This is a genomic window from Nocardia sp. CA-151230, from assembly GCF_050942175.1.
Lineage (GTDB): Bacteria > Actinomycetota > Actinomycetes > Mycobacteriales > Mycobacteriaceae > Nocardia.
Genome location: NZ_CP192061.1, coordinates 1,958,663 through 1,977,832, shown reverse-complemented (window position 1 = coordinate 1,977,832; position 19,170 = coordinate 1,958,663). Strand labels below are relative to the sequence as shown.

General features: G+C 67.9%; 20 protein-coding genes and 1 pseudogene. 9 read left to right on the top strand and 12 right to left on the bottom strand.

Annotation, left to right across the window (positions count from 1 at the left end):
- Positions 1-334 precede the first annotated feature (334 nt).
- Positions 335-577, top strand: coding sequence for a hypothetical protein (locus ACQP1O_RS08790; protein ID WP_379382290.1), 243 nt, complete (start codon positions 335-337; stop codon positions 575-577).
- A 36-nt stretch (positions 578-613) separates the two neighbouring features.
- Here ACQP1O_RS08790 and ACQP1O_RS08785 read toward each other — a convergent pair whose 3' ends face one another.
- Entirely contained in the window at positions 614-1,624 is a 1,011-nt protein-coding gene (locus tag ACQP1O_RS08785; protein ID WP_433565343.1) for an alpha/beta hydrolase, read from the bottom strand.
- Between the two features lie 615 nt (positions 1,625-2,239).
- Between ACQP1O_RS08785 and ACQP1O_RS08780 the strand changes: the two genes are divergently transcribed.
- Positions 2,240-2,413, top strand: coding sequence for a hypothetical protein (locus tag ACQP1O_RS08780; RefSeq protein WP_433565342.1), 174 nt, complete (start codon positions 2,240-2,242; stop codon positions 2,411-2,413).
- 72 nt (positions 2,414-2,485) lie between these two features.
- Here ACQP1O_RS08780 and ACQP1O_RS08775 read toward each other — a convergent pair whose 3' ends face one another.
- The 6 genes from ACQP1O_RS08775 to ACQP1O_RS08750 form a co-directional block, all read right to left on the bottom strand.
- On the bottom strand, positions 2,486-3,451 hold the full coding sequence (locus tag ACQP1O_RS08775; protein ID WP_433565341.1) for a DUF2332 domain-containing protein: 966 nt from the start codon (positions 3,449-3,451) through the stop codon (positions 2,486-2,488).
- Positions 3,452-3,528: 77 nt separating this feature from the next.
- A complete protein-coding gene (gene nrdE, locus ACQP1O_RS08770) occupies positions 3,529-5,610 on the bottom strand; it encodes a class 1b ribonucleoside-diphosphate reductase subunit alpha (protein WP_433567624.1) in 2,082 nt (693 codons plus the stop codon).
- Positions 5,611-5,669: 59 nt separating this feature from the next.
- A complete protein-coding gene (nrdI, locus tag ACQP1O_RS08765) occupies positions 5,670-6,140 on the bottom strand; it encodes a class Ib ribonucleoside-diphosphate reductase assembly flavoprotein NrdI (protein ID WP_379438932.1) in 471 nt (156 codons plus the stop codon).
- A gap of 63 nt (positions 6,141-6,203) precedes the next feature.
- A complete protein-coding gene (gene nrdH, locus ACQP1O_RS08760) occupies positions 6,204-6,443 on the bottom strand; it encodes a glutaredoxin-like protein NrdH (RefSeq protein WP_433565340.1) in 240 nt (79 codons plus the stop codon).
- Between the two features lie 451 nt (positions 6,444-6,894).
- On the bottom strand, positions 6,895-7,743 hold the full coding sequence (locus ACQP1O_RS08755; protein WP_433565339.1) for a G1 family glutamic endopeptidase: 849 nt from the start codon (positions 7,741-7,743) through the stop codon (positions 6,895-6,897).
- Between the two features lie 158 nt (positions 7,744-7,901).
- A complete protein-coding gene (locus ACQP1O_RS08750) occupies positions 7,902-8,468 on the bottom strand; it encodes an NAD(P)H-dependent oxidoreductase (protein WP_433565338.1) in 567 nt (188 codons plus the stop codon).
- Positions 8,469-8,678: 210 nt separating this feature from the next.
- On the opposite strand from ACQP1O_RS08750, the gene ACQP1O_RS08745 reads away from it, so the two are divergent.
- Together ACQP1O_RS08745 and nadE are read left to right on the top strand one after the other, a co-directional pair.
- Positions 8,679-9,257: a TetR/AcrR family transcriptional regulator gene (locus ACQP1O_RS08745; RefSeq protein WP_433567623.1), complete on the top strand. Its 579-nt coding sequence runs from the start codon at positions 8,679-8,681 to the stop codon at positions 9,255-9,257.
- Between the two features lie 31 nt (positions 9,258-9,288).
- Complete coding sequence (gene nadE, locus ACQP1O_RS08740) at positions 9,289-10,125, top strand: ammonia-dependent NAD(+) synthetase (protein ID WP_433565337.1); 837 nt, start codon at positions 9,289-9,291, stop codon at positions 10,123-10,125.
- Between the two features lie 4 nt (positions 10,126-10,129).
- On the opposite strand, the gene ACQP1O_RS08735 is transcribed toward nadE, so the two are convergent.
- From ACQP1O_RS08735 to moaA, 3 genes are all read right to left on the bottom strand, one after another.
- On the bottom strand, positions 10,130-10,531 hold the full coding sequence (locus ACQP1O_RS08735) for a DUF1003 domain-containing protein (protein WP_433565336.1): 402 nt from the start codon (positions 10,529-10,531) through the stop codon (positions 10,130-10,132).
- Positions 10,532-10,622: 91 nt separating this feature from the next.
- Positions 10,623-10,865, bottom strand: a complete 243-nt coding sequence (locus ACQP1O_RS08730; RefSeq protein ID WP_433565335.1) for a MoaD/ThiS family protein — start codon at positions 10,863-10,865, stop codon at positions 10,623-10,625.
- Positions 10,858-11,916 carry a GTP 3',8-cyclase MoaA gene (gene moaA / locus ACQP1O_RS08725; protein ID WP_433565334.1) on the bottom strand — a complete coding sequence of 353 codons (1,059 nt, stop codon included), beginning with the start codon at positions 11,914-11,916 and terminating at the stop codon, positions 10,858-10,860. Before moaA ends, ACQP1O_RS08730 begins: the two co-directional genes overlap by 8 nt.
- 107 nt (positions 11,917-12,023) lie before the next feature.
- On the opposite strand from moaA, the gene ACQP1O_RS08720 reads away from it, so the two are divergent.
- The 3 genes from ACQP1O_RS08720 to ACQP1O_RS08710 are packed head-to-tail and all read left to right on the top strand — an operon-like array spanning position 12,024 to position 14,700.
- Positions 12,024-13,229 carry a molybdopterin molybdotransferase MoeA gene (locus ACQP1O_RS08720; protein ID WP_433565333.1) on the top strand — a complete coding sequence of 402 codons (1,206 nt, stop codon included), beginning with the start codon at positions 12,024-12,026 and terminating at the stop codon, positions 13,227-13,229.
- Between the two features lie 33 nt (positions 13,230-13,262).
- On the top strand, positions 13,263-14,288 hold the full coding sequence (gene moaCB, locus ACQP1O_RS08715; protein ID WP_433565332.1) for a bifunctional molybdenum cofactor biosynthesis protein MoaC/MoaB: 1,026 nt from the start codon (positions 13,263-13,265) through the stop codon (positions 14,286-14,288).
- Positions 14,281-14,700: a molybdenum cofactor biosynthesis protein MoaE gene (locus ACQP1O_RS08710; RefSeq protein WP_433565331.1), complete on the top strand. Its 420-nt coding sequence runs from the start codon at positions 14,281-14,283 to the stop codon at positions 14,698-14,700. The genes moaCB and ACQP1O_RS08710 overlap by 8 nt, the downstream gene beginning before the upstream one ends.
- Before the next feature lie 23 nt (positions 14,701-14,723).
- On the opposite strand, the pseudogene ACQP1O_RS08705 reads toward ACQP1O_RS08710, so the two are convergent.
- Positions 14,724-14,907 (bottom strand): annotated as a pseudogene (locus ACQP1O_RS08705) (solute carrier family 23 protein); the annotation flags it as partial.
- Positions 14,908-15,037: 130 nt separating this feature from the next.
- Between ACQP1O_RS08705 and pucL the strand changes: the two are divergent.
- A complete protein-coding gene (pucL, locus tag ACQP1O_RS08700; protein WP_433565330.1) occupies positions 15,038-15,958 on the top strand; it encodes a factor-independent urate hydroxylase in 921 nt (306 codons plus the stop codon).
- On the opposite strand, the gene ACQP1O_RS08695 is transcribed toward pucL, so the two are convergent.
- Positions 15,940-17,553, bottom strand: a complete 1,614-nt coding sequence (locus ACQP1O_RS08695) for a helix-turn-helix domain-containing protein (protein WP_433565329.1) — start codon at positions 17,551-17,553, stop codon at positions 15,940-15,942. The two genes, pucL and ACQP1O_RS08695, sit on opposite strands and share 19 nt — an antisense overlap.
- Positions 17,554-17,671: 118 nt before the next feature.
- Between ACQP1O_RS08695 and ACQP1O_RS08690 the strand changes: the two genes are divergently transcribed.
- Complete coding sequence (locus ACQP1O_RS08690) at positions 17,672-18,787, top strand: CobW family GTP-binding protein (protein WP_433565328.1); 1,116 nt, start codon at positions 17,672-17,674, stop codon at positions 18,785-18,787.
- The last annotated feature ends 383 nt before the right edge of the window (positions 18,788-19,170 follow it).

The window sequence follows — 19,170 nt, the reverse complement described above, 5'->3', positions numbered from 1 at the left end:
AGCAGCAGCGCGCCGATCGCCGCGATGGGAACGCGAATCCTCATGCCGGGCAGCGTAGGAAGGTACGGTGTGCCGGACCAGTGCGGAGGACGAACCTTCCGAATAGTCACAATGACTCGGTGATGGTTTGTGAGCGCGCGTCCAGTCTGGGGCGCCAACATTTCTGTTCCGACGCGTAACAACTACACTCACGCGTCGCTTGTGACATTTCCAAGCTCGAACCGGAACACGTTCCCGTGCAGGACAATCCAGTTACTTTCGGTTACAGAGACGCGCAGCCGCCGCAGGGGTCGGCTCGCGCGTCTCCCCCGCCACTATTCGAGGAGCAGCACGCATGGCCGGCATCACCGAAGGCAAGGTTCTGTTCGACAGCGTCGGGGAGGCGCTCACCCATCGCGTCACCGTGTACCTGGGCGGGCCCGACGAAGGGGCCGAGCTCACCATGGAATACGCGGCCACCTGGAAAGAGGCGTCGGACTTCACCGTGGCGGCCGTGCACGCCGGATTGGCCGTCACTGTGGACAGCCGGATCCGGCCGGGGCTGCGCCGACTGCCCCGCTACGGATTTCGGCACTGAAATACCGAGTACCCCAACCGCATTCGCGCAGTGCGCCTACCGCCCCGAGGCCGGAGCGAACGCGGCGGCCAGGGTATCCCAGGCCGGGCCCAGCTCGGCGGAGAAGTCCTCCCAGGCGTGAATTCCGGTCGGCTCGTAGTGCACAGTGGCGGGAATCCCCAAGTCGCTCAGTCGTTTCGCGAAATGCTCTGTGCATACGCGGGCGCCGGCCTCCAGCACCACACCGCCCCCGGCGGCCTCCAGAGCGGCCGGGATGTCGGGCGACTTCAGCACCTGGGTCAGATCGGGCAGACCCGGGAGACCTGAAGCGGCCGCCAGATAGATCACGGTGCCGCGCAGGGCTTCCGCCCAGACGGTGCTGTCGTGGATCAGCCAGTCGAAGGTGCCGGGCGGGCCCCACAGGTTCATGATGTTGCCGCCGCGCGAGGCGACGGTGAGCGCGGTGATCGCACTGCCGGAGGGGTCGATGGTCGAGTAGCAGCCGCTCAATCCGGCGACGGCGCGGTAGAAGCCGGGGTGGCGATGGGCGAGCATCATCGCGCCCTGCGCGCCCATGGAGACGCCCGCAATGGCCCGGCGGCCGTCGGAATGCAGATAGGGCTCGATGGCGCCGGGTAGCTCGGCGGTCAGGAAGGTCTCCCAGCGGTTCCAGCCGAGCGCGGCGTCGGCATGCTGCCAGTCGGTGTACATGCTGCCGGTGGCGCCCGCGGGCAGGACCACGTCAACGGGCTTGTCCGCGAAGAATTCCGCCGCGTGCCCCTTGGTCAGCCAGTCGGACACACCCTCGGCGTCCACCCCGTCCAGGAGATAGAGGGTGGGCCGGGGACCCGCGCCGGAGCCGTGCAGCACATCGAGGGTGACGGTGCGGCCCATAGCGGCGGAGGTGACCTCGACCCGCTCCCAGTTCGGGCCGAACCGATCCACCCGGGTCACATCGGCCGGGGACGCGGCCCGGTACGGCATTCCGGCATGGGCGGTCACGCCCAGCGGCGGGCACGTGAGCATCGCCAGCGCCACCGCGACCCCGGCGGCAGCCCGGGACCTCACGACTCTGCTCCCGTATCGGGATTCGTCTGAATCATGTCGTGCGACAAGCTAACTCCTCACGCCGGGCGTGATATCCGAAGAACCCACCGAGCGGGTGCGAGGTTGGCCGCTCGGTGGGTCTTCATCCGATGGGAGTGCAGTGGGGACTGCACCGGCAGTACATGTCTCGAACAAGCAGTCCTCGGCATGCGGGGGCAGGAGAGGACTTCTTACTCACCTCCAAAACGGGAGTCCTGATGCGATTCCGATTCCGGCATCGACCGCGCACTTCGGTGATTCGATACCCGAATCGCAGCGAGCCTAACCAGACCCGAACGGTGATCGGCAGGGCGCGAGCCACCTTCTGGAGAGTTCACAACAGTGGGCGGCGCGGTCGTGGGATCGACCACAGCAGCGGTTGTTCCTGCCGCGTCGCCTGCTCGTCAATCCCCCGAAACGCGTTGTCAACCAGCCGTTTTCACCTCGAGAATCACGTTGACCAGCACATTGCCACCAGGCTGGGTCCGTACCGGATTGTTTGGTCCAGACCATCAAGCGGTATATCCGAACCGGATTCGGTGCGATCGAGAGGAAAATCACGCGGCTGCTGCGTAGCCTCCTACACGCTTCGACGGTGTGGGCGTTCATCACGCCGCGCCCATTCCCTACCTCGTCACGGTCATGGGCGGCTCCGGAATTGCGCTGAAGGTCAAGGACATAGCCCGAGGCCGCGACTCCGGCACACTCTCCCTGCGATCGCTTCCCCTCACCGCCGTGGGCGGTGCGGCAATGCTCGAGCCTTCGGTCTGACGCTGATCGCCGTGCCCCAGCTGCCGATGGCGGTGGTGGCCAGCCTGCTTTTGTCCTCTGATCCTTTGTCTTTCAGCACTCCCCGAACCAGTCGAGGCTCTGCCCGTGCGGGCGCGTGTACGCCATCGGAACCCCGTTCGACGCAAGTACGAGATGTACGTCCGCTGGTCCGGCAGGGAGGGCATCGGTGCCGAAATCGACCACTCCCGGGGGTTCATTGGTGATCCACTCACACGGAAGCTCCCGCATCATGGCCGGGAAGGCCGCACGATCGGCGCGGGCCAGATAGAGCAGCACAGCACTACCGAAAACGATGACGGGTAGGTCGGAGGGAGCCTCGTGGACCAGGTCCGCCAGCGCATTGCTGAGATCGCCCCGCACCAGAAGCGGCGGATTCTCCCGGGCGATGGCGGCGGCATTGCGCAAGCGGTCCAGGCGGTTTCGCTGTTCGGGCCAGACCAGAGACTCCAGCCAGCGCATGTCCTCGGTATCCCGGACATCGAGCGGATTGAGGTCGATACCCGCGCGGTGCACGACGTTCGGTAGTTCAGCCGGCAGTGGCGGGTTGCCGGTGGTGGCGCACGGCAGGACGACGGTGGAGCGCCCGTCTCGGGGATCGAGGGTGGGGCCCTCGTCGTAGGTGTAGCTGTATCGGTCGGGATACAGGCACAGTCCGGCGGAGGCACCGAATTCTATGAGCGCCACCGGATCCGAGCCGTGCCGGGCGAGCAGCGGGAGCAGGGTCGCGGTCCGGCCCACCTCGTTGGTCTGGGTGCGACGGGTCGTGGCGACATCCCGGACTCCGGGCCAGTTGGTGATCAGGAAGTCCTTGAACTCCTCGAATGGCCCCGCCGTCACGCCCAGGTAGCGGGCGGCGCCGAGGATCAGGTTGGGCTGGCGCTTGTGCACGGGCAGGGTGTCGATGAGGGCCAGAAGCTCTGCGTCCCCGGCGATTCCGAGGCACCAGCGCTCGTAGCAGGGCGAGTAGCCCCGTACCTCGTTCTCGGCGAATGCCCGGTATCGATCGGCGGTTTCCATCCTGCCTCCCCCACATCGGCTTTCACGAAAAAGGGCGTCCGCGGCAGTAGCCGGGACGCCCTTATCGATAGCACCTGTCAGAGCATGCAGCTCACGCAGCCCTCTACTTCGGTTCCTTCCAGGGCCATCTGGCGGATGCGGATGTAGTACAGCGTCTTGATGCCCTTGCGCCAGGCGTAGATCTGGGCCCGGTTGACATCGCGAGTGGTGGCGCTGTCCTTGAAGAACAGGGTCAGGGACAGGCCCTGGTCGACGTGCTGCGTCGCCGCGGCGTAGGTGTCGATGATCTTCTCGTAGCCGATGTCGTAGGCGTCCTCGAAGTATTCGAGGTTGTCGTTGGTCAGGTAGGGGGCCGGGTAGTAGACGCGGCCGATCTTGCCTTCCTTGCGGATCTCGATCTTGGACGCCACCGGGTGGATGGAGCTGGTGGAGTGGTTGATGTAGGAGATCGAGCCGGTCGGCGGCACCGCCTGCAGGTTCTGGTTGTAGATGCCGTGCTCCATGACCGACGCCTTCAGCGCACGCCAGTCGTCCTGGGTGGGGATGCGGACGCCGGCGTCGGCGAAGATCTGGGCGACGCGGTCGGTCTTGGGCTCCCACGCCTGGTCGGTGTACTTGTCGAAGAACTCGCCGGTGGCGTACTTCGAGTCGGCGAAGCCGCCGAACGCCGAACCCCGCTCCATCGCAATCAGATTCGAGGCGCGGATCGCGTGGTAGGCGATCGTGTAGAAGTAGATGTTGGTGAAGTCCACGCCCTCTTCGGAGCCGTAGTGGACCCGCTCGCGTGCCAGGTAGCCGTGCAGGTTCATCTGGCCCAGGCCGATGGCGTGGGACTCGTTGTTGCCCTGCTCGATCGAGGGCACCGAATAGATGTGCGTCTGGTCCGACACCGCGGTCAGCGCGCGAATCGCGACCTCGACCGACTTGCCGAGGTCCGGCGAGTCCATGGTCTTGGCGATGTTCAGCGAACCCAGGTTGCACGAGATGTCCTTGCCCACCTTGGCGTAGGACAGATCGTCGTTGAACTCCGACGCGGTGGAGACCTGCAGGATCTCCGAGCACAGGTTGGAGTGGGTGATCTTGCCCGCGATCGGGTTGGCCCGGTTCACGGTGTCCTCGTACATGATGTACGGGTAGCCCGACTCGAACTGCAGCTCGGCGATGGTCTGGAAGAACTCGCGAGCCTTGATCTTGGACTTGCGGATCCGCTTGTCGTCGACCATCTCGTAGTACTTCTCGGTCACATTGATGTCGGCGAACGGCACGCCGTAGATGCGTTCCACGTCGTACGGCGAGAACAGGTACATGTCCTCGTTCTTCTTCGCCAGCTCGAAGGTGATGTCCGGAATCACCACACCCAGCGACAGCGTCTTGATGCGGATCTTCTCGTCCGCGTTCTCCCGCTTGGTGTCCAGGAACCGGTAGATGTCGGGGTGGTGCGCGTGCAGGTACACCGCACCCGCGCCCTGCCGCGCACCCAGCTGGTTGGCGTAGGAGAACGAGTCCTCCAGCAGCTTCATGATCGGGATGACACCGGAGGACTGGTTCTCGATCTTCTTGATCGGCGCGCCGGCCTCACGAATATTGCTGAGCAACAGGGCAACACCGCCGCCGCGCTTGGACAGCTGCAGAGCGGAGTTGATGGAGCGGCCGATCGACTCCATATTGTCTTCGATGCGGAGCAGGAAGCAGGACACCGGCTCGCCGCGCTGTTGCTTGCCCGAGTTGAGGAAGGTGGGGGTGGCCGGCTGGAAGCGGCCGTCCATGATCTCCTCGACCAGCTCGCGCGCCAGGGTCTCGTCACCGGCGGCCAGGGCCAGGGCCACCATGCACACGCGGTCCTCGAAACGCTCCAGGTAGCGCTTACCGTCGAAGGTCTTCAGCGTGTACGAGGTGTAGTACTTGAACGCACCGAGGAAGGTCGGGAACCGGAACTTCTTGGCGTACGCCTGCTTGAACAGCCCCTTGACGAACTCACGGGAGTACTGGTCGAGCACCTCGGTCTCGTAGTAGTTCTCGCGCACCAGGTAGTCGAGCTTCTCCTCCAGATTGTGGAAGAAGACCGTGTTCTGGTTGACGTGCTGCAGGAAGTACTGATGCGCGGCTTCCCGGTCCTTGTCGAACTGGATCTCGCCGTTGGGGCCGTACAGGTTCAGCATCGCGTTGAGGGCGTGATAGTCGAGTCCCTCGGCCGCGGAGTCGCCGCTGACCGGGCGCTCTACGCGGGCAGTCTTTCCGACCGGTGCTGTTGTCGTTGCCAAAACAATCCCAATCCCTCTCGGACGCGCTCGACGTCCTCGGCAGTTCCCATGAGTTCGAAGCGATACAGGTACGGGACCCCTGCCTTACGTGAGATCACTTCTCCCGCATAGCAGTACGTATCGCCGAAGTTCGTGTTGCCGCTCGCGATCACGCCGCGCAGCAGGGCGCGGTTGTGCGGGTCGTTGAGGAACTTGGCCACCTGGCGGGGCACGAATTCCTTGTCGGATCGCTGCCCACCCAAAACGTGCCGACCACCCCCGTAGGTGGGGACGATCAGCACGAAGGGTTGGTCGACGCGAAGCGAGTCGGCGGTGTGGAGCGGTATGCGAACGGCGGGCAGGCCCAGTCGTTCGACGAAGCGGTGCGTGTTCTCCGAAGCGCTCGAGAAGTAGACCAGATTCGGTGTCGCGCTGGACATCTCGGTCATCTCCCCTCCTTTCGATTCGGACGAACCTGCAGGAGGCCGCCGGCCCTGACCGGCGGCGCGGCGTCAGGCGACGGCGACGATGTCGACCAGAGCCTTGATGCGGTCCGGGCGGAAGCCGGACCAGTGATCGTCACCGGCGACGACGACGGGGGCCTGCAGGTAGCCCAGGGCCATGACGTAGTCGCGGGCTTCGTGGTTCTCGGAGATGTCGATGACGCTGTAGTCGACACCAGCCTTGTCGAGGGCGCGGTACGTGGCGTTGCACTGGACACAAGCGGGCTTGGTGTAAACGGTGATGGTCATTGGTATCCCCTTCTCCTTAGCCTTTGATCTGTCTGCAGTGCACGGCTCAAACAAGATCCACGTAGTAAGTGCGCAAACCCCTGGAAGTGGAACCGAAGCCCCTGGTCGCTCGGTGAACTTCGAGGTCTTCACCGAGTGGCCTTCCAGCTCCCAAGACACTACACCTAGTGGCCGACAGATTCATACAACACGACATGTTGCGACTCACATAGGTGAAATTCCGGTGTCGTAAGTACCTGGACACTCGATTCGCAACTCGACACGACTGCGACACGCATCACAATTTCGACATTCAGTTCATTTCCAGCAAACACACCATCACCGCTGATCAACACCCACCCCACAAGTCACAGCAGACTCGAGCGACCACCCGGTTTGCCACCCGGCCGAGCCCTGCCCCCAATTCAGGGTCCCCCGCTCCGCTCGGCGTGTCGCGGCGTTTGCGCCCGATCTACCGGATCGTGAAGGACGCGCCATCGATCGGACCGGGCGTCAGCAACCGATTGGTGGCCGCGATCCCGTAGGCATCGGCGTCATAGGCCGCCAGCGGCAGACCGTCGATGGTGATGTCGGTGAAGGTGATCGGCTCGAAACCGGGCAGCGCGCCGCTGAGATGACCCTCGACGATGATCTCCGCGGTGCGGGCGGGCACCGGGGAGGCGGCGATCGTGGTGCGAGACCAGTTCGCGGTGCGGTTCTCCAGCGTCATGACGTAGCGCCCGCCGTCCCACCTGACCACCGAATGCATGGTGTCGCCCGGCCGGACCACCACGTCGTCGTAGCTCACCGGCGCGGCGGGGTAGCTCTCCCACCAGCCGTCGACCTGCGTGTCGGGGGTGCACATACCGCCGAAGAGGCCGAGCGAGCACAGGCCGTCCGCGGCCGCGCCCAGCAGGTCGGACAGCTTGCCCCCGGCGTTCATGACCGTCCCCGCCAGGTCCGGATCGGCGTACGCCAGGCCCGCGGCGGCGGATTCGACCTGCAGGCCCGGCAGCGCCGCGTACACGGCCGCGTCGCTGGCGCACAGGGATTCGACGCCGGTCTGCATGAGCGGGAGGGCGACCTGGCCGTCGAGCCCGGCGGCGCCGTTCAATCCCACCCAGGGCACCACGCGCTGCAGGATGCCCGGATTGAGACAGTCCACCCGCGGCTGCACCCAGGTGGCGCTGACCTCCCGGAAATCCCCCTTCACCACGTACCCGGCCCAGTTGCCCAGATAGAGACGGACATACGACTCGGCCGCCGCATCGGCCGCATTGACCACCACCGAGGCGGCGGAGACAGCCAGGGTGACCGCCATGAAACAACGGCCTAACAAAGTGTTGCCCGTTGATAGCTTCATGGTGTGACCGTAGCCCGATTTGTCCGGGAAAAGCTATAGGCCACGACTCAAAAGCCGTGGCCTTGCGCTTAATTCAGCGAATAATCACTGCGTGTGCCGGGAGTTCGCCCGAGCCGTCAGACGTTCGCCCGCGCAGTGGCGGTCTCCGCCAGCAGGTGCACGGTGGCGGCCAGTTGGGTCAGGGCCTCCGCGTCGTCGGCCGGGTGGGTCTCACCGAAGCGCTGGCCGATGACGCCGAAGTTCAGCGACGCCTCCTCGACCACCTTCGCACCGGCCACACCGAGCGCCTTGACGGCGTCGTCGTGCGACCACTTGGCGGCGTTCGGGCTGATGGACGCGGAGACGACCGCGACCGGGAAATCCTTGAGCGCACCCGCGCCGTACGGACGGGACGCCCAGTCGATGGCGTTCTTCAGCACGGCCGGCAGGGTGCCGTTGTATTCCGGGGTCACCAGCAGCAGGGCGTCGGCGGCGGTGACAGCGTCACGCAGCGCCTGCGCGGTGGCCGGGACCTTGCCCTCGGCGTCGATGTCCTCGTTGTAGAAAGGAATCTCACCGAGGCCCTCGTAGATCGCGAGCTCGACACCCTCCGGGGCGGCCTTCACGGCGGCCTCGGCGAGGCGGCGGTTGATCGACGCGGCGCGGAGGCTGCCGACCAGAACGAGAATGCGGGTCTGCGACATGATGATCACTCCAGGGGTTACCGATTCAGCAGCGGAACTTTCGATAGACTGTAACCGGACCTCAGTCCGCTTACATTCCCGGGTAGGAGCAGACAGCCTGTGACACGCGACACCTCATCGGATGAGGTCGTTCCGGCCCTGCCGAGCATCGCGCTGCCGATCGAACCCGTCGGCACGCAGCGGCCCCCCGCGCACTCGGTGCCGCTGCTCATGCCCGGCAGCAGCCACGAGCGCAGCGACGCCGCTCGCAACCGGCAGCTACTGCTCGATGCCGCCGAACAGTTGGTCCGCCAGTGCGGTGCGGACGGCGTCACCATGGACGCGGTCGCCAAGCTGGCCGGCGTCGGCAAGGGCACGGTGTTCCGGCGCTTCGGCAATCGGGCCGGGCTCATGCTGGCGCTGCTCGACCAATCCGATCAGAAACTCCAGTGGGCCTACATGTTCGGGCCGCCGCCGCTGGGCCCGGGCGCGGCACCCGTAGAGCGGCTGATCGCCTTCGGGCGGGCACGCCTGGCCCTGGTCGAGGTGGAGGGCGACGTGCGCAAGAACGCCGACATCGGCGGACAGTACTCCGGCCCGCCCTACAACATCGCGAAAACCCATGTCGCCCTGCTGCTCCGGCAGGCCGGCGCGCCCGGCGACATCTCGCTGACCGCCGACACGCTGCTGGCCAGCCTGGACGCCGGGCTGGTGCTGCACCAGATCCGCGAACTGCGCTACACCCTGGACCAGGTGGGCGATCACTGGGAACACCTGGTCCGGCAGGTGACCGCTCCCGTCGGTCAATAGAGTCGCCGACCCTTCAGTAGAGTGTGGCGCCATGGGGAACCTGCGCGCACAGATCATCGCCGAATTGGGCGTCCTGCCGGACATCGAACCGAAAACCGAAGTGCGGCGGCGCATCGACTTCCTCAAGGATTATCTGCGCTCCACCCCCGCGACCGGTTTCGTGCTCGGCATCAGCGGTGGCCAGGACTCCACTCTCACCGGCCGCCTGTGCCAGCTCGCCGCCGAGGAACTGCGCGCCGAGGGCCACGACGCCACCTTCGTGGCCGCGCGCCTGCCCTACGGTGTCCAGTTCGACGAGGAAGACGCCCAGATCGCCCTGCGGTTCATTCAGCCCGACCGGTCGGTCGTGGTGAACGTCAAGCCCAGCGCGGACGCCGCCGCCGGAGAGGCCGCCCTCGGCATCGTGGAACTGCACGAGGAGCCCCGCCTGCGAGACTTCGTGCGCGGCAATATCAAAGCCCGCGAGCGCATGCTGCTGCAATACGCCATCGCGGGCCAGCTCAATATGCTGGTCGTCGGCACCGACCACGCCGCCGAGGCAGTCACCGGCTTCTTCACCAAGTACGGCGACGGCGGCGTCGACATCACCCCGCTGACCGGTCTCACCAAGCGTCAGGGCGCGGCGCTGCTGCAGGAACTCGGCGCGCCGCCGAGCGTCTGGCAGAAGGTCCCGACCGCCGACCTCGAGGACGACCGTCCCTCCCTTCCCGACGAGGAAGCCTTGGGCCTCGCGTACTCCCAGATCGACGATTACCTCGAGGGCAAGCCCGTCGGTCCCGAGGTCTCCGAGCGGGTCGAGACCATCTTCCGGAACACCCGCCACAAGCGCACCGTCCCGGTCACCCCGCTCGACACCTGGTGGAAGTAGCCCGCTACTTCTGCTGATCCGCGTCCTCGATGAGGCGGCGGTGCAGCTCCGCCGTCATGGCGTGAATGGCCCGGGTCAGTTCGGTATTGGTCTTGAGCTCGAGCTCCTGCTCCTGGAAGTCGTGATCGGCCTTGGCCTGTTGAAAATCGGCCTGGCGGTTCTGGCCGATCATGACGAAGGTGGACAGGAAGATCGCCTCCAGGGAGACCACCAGGGTCAGAGTGGGCCAGGGGCTCTTCTCGAGGAAGATCATCCACACCGCGAAGCCGATCGCGTGAATGTAGACGAACGGCATCGAGCCCGCGAACTTCGTGATCCAGTCGGCCACGCGCAGCTGGAAACTGGCGGCACGTTCCTGCCGCACTTTCGCGACGGCGGGGTGCGAGGACCGGGGGGCGTGCGTCATTCGGATCGGTCTCCTGGCGAGGGCGTGCGGGGACCGGCGAATGTTAGCGTCCCGCAGTGAAATTCGCGGTGGCGCGGCGCTGAGCTGCGGGTCAGCCGCCCGCGAACGGGGGCAGCACGTCCACACGCGGGGACAGCGGGGTGGTCGCGTCGCGGGTGAGTTCGTCGCCGATGAGGTAGGCGCAGACCTTCAGCATGGGGTCCAGCTTCGGGCCGTAGACCGCCGACAGGGTGGTGCGCAGGTCGGCGACGGTGGCCCCGGACGGCAGGTCCAGGGTTTCCTTCTCCTTGCCGACCGCATCGGCGATCGCGGCGAAATAGCGGACCTCAACCACCGATGGCTCCCATCGTTCGTTCGGGCGGGACGAAGCCGGCGGTGTCGATGCCGTGTCCGGCCGATTTGTTCCACATGGCGCCGCGCCACAGTCCGGCGATATCGGCGTCGGTCGCGCCGGACCGCAGCGCGTCGCGAATGTCGTACTCCTGATCGCTGAACAGGCAGGAGCGGATCCGGCCGTCGGCGGTCAGGCGGGTGCGGTCGCAGTCGCCGCAGAATTTGCGGGTCACCGAGGCGATGATGCCGACGGTGGCCGGGCCGCCGTCGACCAGCCAGCGTTCGGCGGGCGCGGAAGGATCCTCGCGGCCGGTCTCGGTCAGGTCGAAGCGGGTGCCGAGCACGTCGAGGAGTTCGGCGGCGGTGATCATATTGGCGCGCGCCCACTCGTGGTCGGCGTCCAGCGGCATCTCCTCGATGAACCGCAGCTCCGCGCCCGCGTCCAGGCACCACTGCAGCAGATCGGCCGCGCCGTCCAGGGTTTCGCGCATGAGCACCGCGTTCACCTTGAGCGGGGTGAGCCCGGCCGCGATGGCGGCGCGGATCCCGGCCAGCACCGAATCGAGGCGATCCCGGCGGGTGAGCCGGTGGAAGCCGTCGCGGTCCACGGTGTCGAGCGAGACATTGATGCGCCGCAGCCCGGCCGCGGCCAGTCCGCGCGCCCGATGCTCGAGCCCGACGCCATTGGTGGTCATGGCGAGCGGCGTATCCGGCAGCGCCGCATGGCAACCGGCGATGATGCTTTCCAGATCGCGCCGCATGAGCGGTTCACCGCCGGTGAATCGCACCTCGTGCACGCCCAGTTCGCGGACCGCGAGCGTCACCAGCCGCACGATCTCCTCGGTGGAGAGCAGTTCGTCGGCGGGGATGGGCGGCAGGCCCTCCTCCGGCATGCAGTAGGTACAGCGCAGCGAGCACTTCTCGGTGATGGATACCCGCAGGTCCCGCGCAACCCGGCCGAAGCGGTCCAGCAGCAGGGGCGTGTCCGGGCGTCCGTCCATCGCGGGCCGCCCGGTTCGCACAGCGGGCATACCCATCGCGACCACGGTCATTGCACCATTATTGCCGGGACCGCAAGTGTTTGTAGATTCCTACGAGCCGAGCCCGGCGAACAGCCGCTCACGGCCTGGAGGATCCACCCGCGTATAGGCTCACCGGCATGAGTTCCCGGCACGCGCTAGCCCCGGCCCGACCCGTCGACGACCACCGCCGACGCATCGAGGATGTGCTCCGGCCGCTGGCCGGACGGGTCGCCGAGACGGTTCCGATGGACCGGGCGCTGGGGCGCCGGCTGGCGGTGGATGTGTACGCACCCCTGGATCTGCCGGTGTTCCGGAACTCGGCCATGGACGGGTACGCGGTGCTCGCGGAGTCGGTGGCCATCGTCCCCGCGACCCTGCCGCTGGTCGGCGTGGTCGCGGCCGGGAACACCGAGCAGCTGACGCTGCCCGCGGGCAGCGCCGTCAAGGTGATGACCGGCGCACCCGTGCCGCCCGGGGCGGACTGCGTGGTGCCGGTGGAGCACACCGAGTCCGACGGCGTCACCGTGACGATCCGAACCAGCCGTGCCAGTGGCGATTTCGTGCGCGAGCCGGGCACCGACGTGCGCGCCGGGCAGCTGCTGGCGGCCGCGGGCACCCTGCTGCGGCCCCGGCACATCGCGGCGCTGGCGGCGGTCGGGCTGGGCGAGCTGTCGGTGCAGCGTCCGGTGTACGCGGCGGTCCTCACCACCGGTGACGAACTGCGGCCCGCCGGGGCGACCCTGCTGCCCGGCCAGATCTTCAACTCGAACGGCATCGCACTGGCCGCGGCTCTCACCGACAACGGTGTCGAGGTGGTGTCGGTGGCGCATTCGACCGACGACCACGAGGAGTTCCGGGCCCGGCTGGCCGAGGCCGTGGCGCAGGCCGATGTGGTGTTCACCTCCGGCGGCGTCTCCATGGGCGACTTCGAGGTCGTCAAGGAGGTGCTGTCCGCGCGGGGCGGCGAATTCGGCTCGGTGGCAATGCAACCCGGCGGCCCGCAGGGGCTGAGCATGGTGGACGGGGTACCGGTGCTGAGCTTCCCGGGCAATCCGGTGAGCACCATGGTGTCCTTCGAGGTCTTCGCCCGGCCCATCCTGCGCGAACTGGCGGGCCTGCCCGCGCTGCCGACTTCCGAACTGCCACTGCTGGAACCGGTCCGCTCCCCCGCCGGGAAGCGGCAGTTCCTGCGCGGCAAGCTCGCCGAGGGCGGGGTGGCGCTGGTGTCGGGCCAGGGCTCGCATCTGATCGCCGCCATGGCCCACGCCGATGTCCTCATCGATGTTCCGGCCACCGCGACCGAGCTGCCGGCGGGCACGATTGTCGAGGTCCGGCCGCTGTGAATGCCCCGCTTTCCCTGTGCCAAGGTGGTTGTCATGAGTGAGCTGTCGCATGTCGACCGTGAAGGTCGCGCCCGCATGGTCGATGTGAGCGCGAAGGCCGACACCGCGCGTATCGCGGTCGCCGCGGGCGAACTGCAGACCACCGCCGAGGTCATCCGGCTGGTCCGTGCCGACGACATGCCCAAGGCCGATGTGCTCAGCACCGCGCGCATCGCCGGCATCAACGGCGCGAAGAAGACCTCCGAGCTGATTCCGCTGTGCCATCAGCTGGCGCTGTCGTCGGTGACCGTGAACTTCGGCTTCACCGACACCACCATCACCATCGAGGCGAGCGCCAAGACCAAGGGGCCGACCGGCGTCGAGATGGAGGCGCTGACCGCGGTCGCGGTCGCGGGCCTCACGCTGCACGACATGGTGAAGGCGGTGGATCCGGCCGCCACCCTGAACGGGGTGCGGCTGATCACCAAAGAGGGTGGGAAGCACGGACATTGGGTTCGGCCGGAGGCCGAGGACCACGGCGAGCACCACCACCGGCACGAGAAGCACGAAAAGACCACTGCCGCAACGACTCCGCTCGCGGGCGCGGGCCGGACGGCCACCGTCGTGGTCGCTTCGACCGGGGTCGCCGCCGGTAGCCGCGAGGACACCACCGGCCCGGTCCTGACCGAATGGCTGGGCGCGCAGGGCTTCTCGGTGCGGGGGCCGCTGGTGTTCGCGGACGCGGATATCGCCTTCGGCCTCGCGGATGCACTGTCCACCGAGCCGGATCTGGTGATCAGCACCGGCGGCACCGGGGCCTCCCCCACCGACGCCACCCCGGAGGCGACGCTGGCCCTGCTCGATCGGGAGCTGCCGGGCGTGGCCGACGCCATCCGTCAGGCGGGCACCGCCAAGTTCCCGCTCGCCGCGCTCAGCCGGGGCGTGGCCGGCCTGACCGGACGCACCGTGATCGTCAATCTGCCCGGTTCGCCGGGTGGGGTGAAGGACGGCATGGCCGTGCTGACACCGCTTCTCGAACATCTGCTGGCCCAGGTGGCCGGAGGAGGCAGCCATGAGTGAACTGCTGGCCCGGATCAGCGATCAGCCGTTGGATCCGGCCGAGGTGGAGCAGGCGGTGAGCGGGCCGGAGCACGGCGGCATCGTGGTGTTCACCGGCAAGGTGCGCGATCACGATGGCGGGCAATCGGTTTCGGCGCTGGAGTACTCGGCGCACCCGCAGGCCGAGGCGTTCCTGCGCAAGGTGTGCACGGAGGTCGCCGAGTCCTCCGGACTCGCGGTGGCGGCCGTGCACCGCGTCGGCCCCCTGGCCATCGGAGACCTCGCGATCGTCGTCGCCGTCGCCGCGCCCCACCGCGCCGAAGCCTTCACCACCTGCGCCGAACTGGTCGACCGCATCAAGCACGAGGTCCCCATCTGGAAGCGTCAGATGTTCACCGACGGCCTCTCGGAATGGGTCAACGCCTGCGGGTGATCCGGCCGACGAACCGAAGCCGCGGTTCACGCGATCCGAGAGGTCGGCCTTGCGCAGGGTGTCCACGCCGATCACCGCGATGGTCGCGAACAACACCAGGCCGACACCACCGACGACCGGCTGGGGGACGGCGGCGACCAGCGCGCCGAAACGCGGAACCAGGCCCAGGACAACCAGAATCGCACCGCTGACCGCTGTCACATAGCGGCGGGGCTTTGTCCGATTCGCCCAAACGTCGCGGTGGCGGAGTACGGCGTTTTGTCCTCGGAACCAGCGTGTGCGGCGGCTCCCGTACGTCACAGTGGGGCACAGTGATCAGCGACGACGGGAGGCGACCATGAGCGAAGCCGGCGGCCGGATCGTGCTCGGCCCACACCAGTACGGCAAGGCCGAGAACCGGGTGGTGCGCATCTACCGCGACACCGCCCGGCACGAGATCCGGGACCTGAACGTGTCCTCGTGCCTGCGCGGCGCGTTCGACGAGGCGCACACCATCGGCGATCAGGGCACGGTGCTGCCGACGGATTCGCAGAAGCAGACCATCTACACCTACGCCAAGAGCCACGGCGACGGCAGCATCGAGGAGTACGGGCTGGCACTGGCCCGGCATTTCGTCGACGACATCGAGCCCGTGGATTCGGCACGCCTCGAGATCGAAGAGTACGCGTGGCAACGGGTTCCGGTCGGCGGCAGCGGGCACGACCACACCTGGACACGGGTGGGGCCGGAGGTGCGGATCGCGGCGATCACCGTGAGCGGGACCGGTACGGACCGCCGCGAGTGGGTGATCGGGGGCGTCAAGGATCTGGTGATCCTCAAGTCCACGGGTTCGGAGTTCGCGGGTTTCCTCGAAGACCCGTTCACCGTGCTCGAGCCCGCCTACGACCGGATCCTGGCCACCAGCCTGATCGCACGCTGGCGCTTCGCCGCCCCGCCCGAGGACTGGGATGCCGCCTACCACGGGATCCGCGCCGCCATGGTCGAGACCTTCGCGACCGTGCACTCGAAGGCCCTGCAGCAGACCCTGTTCGAGATGGGCCGGGCCGCGCTGGTGGCGTATCCGTGCCTGGCGGAGATCCGGATGTCGGCCCCCAACAAGCACCACTTCGCCTATGACACAGACCGTTTCGGCGTCCCGAACCAGGGCGAGGTCTTCCACGCCGACGACCGCCCCTACGGCCTGATCCAGGCGAGTGTGCTGCGCGAGGGCGCCCCGGACGCCGGAACCGCCTGGGATCCCTACACCGGCGCGGTCTGACCGGCCAGCGTTCGCACCGCCAGGTACAGATCCAGCCGATCGTCGAGCCGCCCGAGATCGCGCCCGGTGAGCTCCTCGATCCGGCCGATCCGGTAGCGAACGGTATTGAGGTGCAGGTGCATTCGATCGGCCGCCTGCCGCCACGAGCCTTCGCACCCGAGAAACACCTCCAGCGTCTCCAGCAGTCCGGCCCCGTGCCGCCGGTCGTACTCCAGCACCGGACCCAGTACACGTTCGGCGAATCGCCGCTGGAGGCCACCGGGCACCGCGGTGAGCAGGCCGACGGCCGAATCGATATCGGCCACCCGCAGGCTGACCGGGGCCGTGTCGTCGCGGGCCGCGGTGGCGGCGGCGGCCGCCGCGCCGATCGCACCCGCCAGGGTCTCCTCCGGCTGCCGGGCGCTCACGCCGACCGCGAGCCGAATCTCGGTGAGCGCCGGTGCGATTCGCCCGAGACGGCGGACCACCACGGCCGCGGTTCCGTCCTGGGTTCCGGCCGTCACGCCGACCAGCCTGCCTTCGCGGTCGATCGACGTGGCGATATCCGGCAGGGCGTCGTGCAGGGCCGCGCGTACGGCCAGAAGTCCGGCGGACGAATCGGCCCAGCTCGAAAACTGCTGCGGTGCCACAGGTCCCGCACCGTGAGCCGGTGCTCCCGCCCGTTCGATAGCGCCCGCGACACCCCCGGACAGCGATCGGCGCTGCGACGCGTCCGGTTTCCGTCCCGGGCCGGTCGGCCCGTCGGCGGCGTGGACCTCGCAGACGAGGGCCACCTCGCACCGGTCCGCCCGTTCGGCGAACGGCACCGGGAAACGGTCGGCCAGTTCCCAATCCAGGTGCTGCCGGTCGGCGCGACGCTGCCGATACAGTTCCGCCACGGCCGCCAGATCCGCGCCGAACGGGTCGAGTTCCGGGGCCGACGGGCGGATCACCAGGTACCAGGCGGTAAGGCGGTCGCCCGCACCGACCTGGACGACTCGCATCGCGCCGGCGGTGACCGCGGGCAGGCGCGGCGCGGTGAGCGCGGTGGCGACGATGCGATCGATGTCCGGCTCGGCCATGTCCTCGGTGCCTGCGATGACCGTCCCGGTCGAGGTCAGGATCCAGGCCGAAACCCGCTGTTCCGCCGCGAAATCCGCGACCAGGGTCTCGATGCCCGTCCCGGCGGCGACCGCGGTCAGCAGCCTGCGCTGCCGGTCGGCGCGCGATTGCACCCGCCGCCAGCGCACCTCGGCCGCCTGCTCGGCCAGGTATTCGATGATCCGGCTGAACGGCACGCTCTGAGGCGCGGACAGCAGCGGCAATCCGTGCCGGCGGCAGGCCTCCACCACATCCTCGGGCACGTGCCCGTGCAGCGCCTGCCCGGCCACCACGCCGGCGACCCCGGCTCCCGCCAGCAGGCCCACATAGCGGTCCGCATCCGTCTCCTGCTGCCGCCACACCAGTCCGGTACACACCAGCGCACCCGGTGTCACGAAGGGCCGGGGGTCGGGCATATCCGTCGCACAGACCCTGGCGACCGGCCGATCCAGTTCCCCCGCGTCCCCGTGCAGCAGCCGCATCCGCAACTGCGGCGCATCGAGAATGTCGCGCACCCGCACAGCGCACCTCCCGTGGTCGGTCCGGATAGTCCGTCACGGTAGGAGGCTGTTATTTCCATGCGGTTTCCGGCGTGCTGCGGCGTGCTCACAGCCGGTCGGTAGGGTGGTCGCCGTGAGCCGCCGCATCCCAGTCCTGATCGTGGCCGGATTCCTCGGTGCCGGGAAGACGACGCTGCTCAACCGGCTGCTGCGGACCCGGAGCACGCGAATCGGGGCGGTGGTCAACGACTTCGGCGCGGTCAATATCGACGCCATGCTGGTGGCCGGGCAGGTCGACGCCATGGTCTCGCTGGGCAACGGGTGCGTGTGCTGCGCGGTGGATGTCAGCGAACTGGACGACCTGTTCGACCGGCTGGCGCATCCCAGGCAGAAGATCGACGTCATCGTGGTGGAGGCCAGCGGACTGGCGGAGCCGCGCAATCTCATTCGCATGGTGGTGAACAGCGACAATCCGCGCATTCGCTACGGCGGGCTGGTCGAGGTGGTCGACGCCGAGCACTTCCCCGCGAGCCGCGAACTGCACCCGGAACTCGCGACGCACCTGCGCATGGCGGATCTGGTGGTGCTCAACAAGGCCGACCGCGTCGAGCCGGCCGCGCTGGACCGGCTGCGGTCGGAGATCACCGGCCTGGTCGGTCAGGTCCCGGTGTATCCGACCAGCCACGGGCGCGTCGACCCGGGCCTGCTGTTCGACGTCCCCACCCGCGAACCGCACCGGCCGCGCGTCGGCGAACAGCTCAGCTTCGACGAGCTACTGCTCGACGAGCACACGGATGACGGGCACGAAGACCGCCACCAGCACCGAGACCACTGCCACGAACACCGCGGGGACTGCCGCGACCACCGGCACCTGCACGACGCCTACGACAGCGTCTCCTTCACCTCCGACACGGACCTGAATCCGCGCGAACTCATTGCGCTACTGGAGGATCCGCCCGCCGGCCTGTTCCGCGCCAAGGGTGTGCTGGCCTTCGCAGTCCCCGACGACCCGCGAAAGTTCGTGCTGCACATGGTCGGCCGCCACATCACCATCGAGCCCACCGCCTGGACCCGCCACGAACCCCGGGTCAGCAACCTGGTCCTCATCGGCTCCGGCCTCGACGCCGGCGACGTCACCGCCCGCCTGCGCGCCACCGCCCATCTCGCCGGCGACCCCCTCGACGACCATGCCCTCCTCCCCGTCTGGCGCTACGTCGCCGACGACGACGCGCTTGTCGGCGAGGGCTGATTCCGCCTCGAGTTCCGCCCGCAGCTCCGCGACCTCGGCCGCCAGCTCGTCCCGCATCTGCTCACGTTCGGCGAGGGCGGCCCGCATGGTCTCGACACTGTCGTTCATGGCGGCCAGCCGCTGGTCGGCGCCCCTGAGCAGCCACTGCACCACGTCCCGCCGGCCGACGGCGGCGCTGGCGGCCTGAACCCAGCCGACCACGTAGTCCACCCACTCCTGCGGCCTGGGCATGTCCTTGGGCGCGTCCCAGCCCTTGCGCTGCGCGGCCTTGGTGGACAGCACCAGCTCCGCCCGCTTCCCGCGCCCGGGCGAATTCAGTTCCGCCAGGGACAGTTTCCCGGCACTGGTCACCACCGCGGTGAACCGGTACTTCCCCGCCAGAT

What these genes read in the sequence shown, in the direction of transcription:
- ACQP1O_RS08790 (WP_379382290.1), top strand. Translation starts at nt 335, where the DNA reads ATGGCCGGCATCACCGAAGGCAAGGTTCTGTTCGACAGCGTCGGGGAG.
- ACQP1O_RS08775 (WP_433565341.1), bottom strand. Translation starts at nt 3,451, where the DNA reads ATGGAAACCGCCGATCGATACCGGGCATTCGCCGAGAACGAGGTACGG.
- nrdE (WP_433567624.1), bottom strand. Translation starts at nt 5,610, where the DNA reads ATGCTGAACCTGTACGGCCCCAACGGCGAGATCCAGTTCGACAAGGAC.
- nrdI (WP_379438932.1), bottom strand. Translation starts at nt 6,140, where the DNA reads ATGACCGAGATGTCCAGCGCGACACCGAATCTGGTCTACTTCTCGAGC.
- nrdH (WP_433565340.1), bottom strand. Translation starts at nt 6,443, where the DNA reads ATGACCATCACCGTTTACACCAAGCCCGCTTGTGTCCAGTGCAACGCC.
- ACQP1O_RS08755 (WP_433565339.1), bottom strand. Translation starts at nt 7,743, where the DNA reads ATGGCGGTCACCCTGGCTGTCTCCGCCGCCTCGGTGGTGGTCAATGCG.
- ACQP1O_RS08750 (WP_433565338.1), bottom strand. Translation starts at nt 8,468, where the DNA reads ATGTCGCAGACCCGCATTCTCGTTCTGGTCGGCAGCCTCCGCGCCGCG.
- ACQP1O_RS08745 (WP_433567623.1), top strand. Translation starts at nt 8,679, where the DNA reads ATGCCCGGCAGCAGCCACGAGCGCAGCGACGCCGCTCGCAACCGGCAG.
- nadE (WP_433565337.1), top strand. Translation starts at nt 9,289, where the DNA reads ATGGGGAACCTGCGCGCACAGATCATCGCCGAATTGGGCGTCCTGCCG.
- ACQP1O_RS08735 (WP_433565336.1), bottom strand. Translation starts at nt 10,531, where the DNA reads ATGACGCACGCCCCCCGGTCCTCGCACCCCGCCGTCGCGAAAGTGCGG.
- moaA (WP_433565334.1), bottom strand. Translation starts at nt 11,916, where the DNA reads ATGACCGTGGTCGCGATGGGTATGCCCGCTGTGCGAACCGGGCGGCCC.
- ACQP1O_RS08720 (WP_433565333.1), top strand. Translation starts at nt 12,024, where the DNA reads ATGAGTTCCCGGCACGCGCTAGCCCCGGCCCGACCCGTCGACGACCAC.
- moaCB (WP_433565332.1), top strand. Translation starts at nt 13,263, where the DNA reads ATGAGTGAGCTGTCGCATGTCGACCGTGAAGGTCGCGCCCGCATGGTC.
- ACQP1O_RS08710 (WP_433565331.1), top strand. Translation starts at nt 14,281, where the DNA reads ATGAGTGAACTGCTGGCCCGGATCAGCGATCAGCCGTTGGATCCGGCC.
- pucL (WP_433565330.1), top strand. Translation starts at nt 15,038, where the DNA reads ATGAGCGAAGCCGGCGGCCGGATCGTGCTCGGCCCACACCAGTACGGC.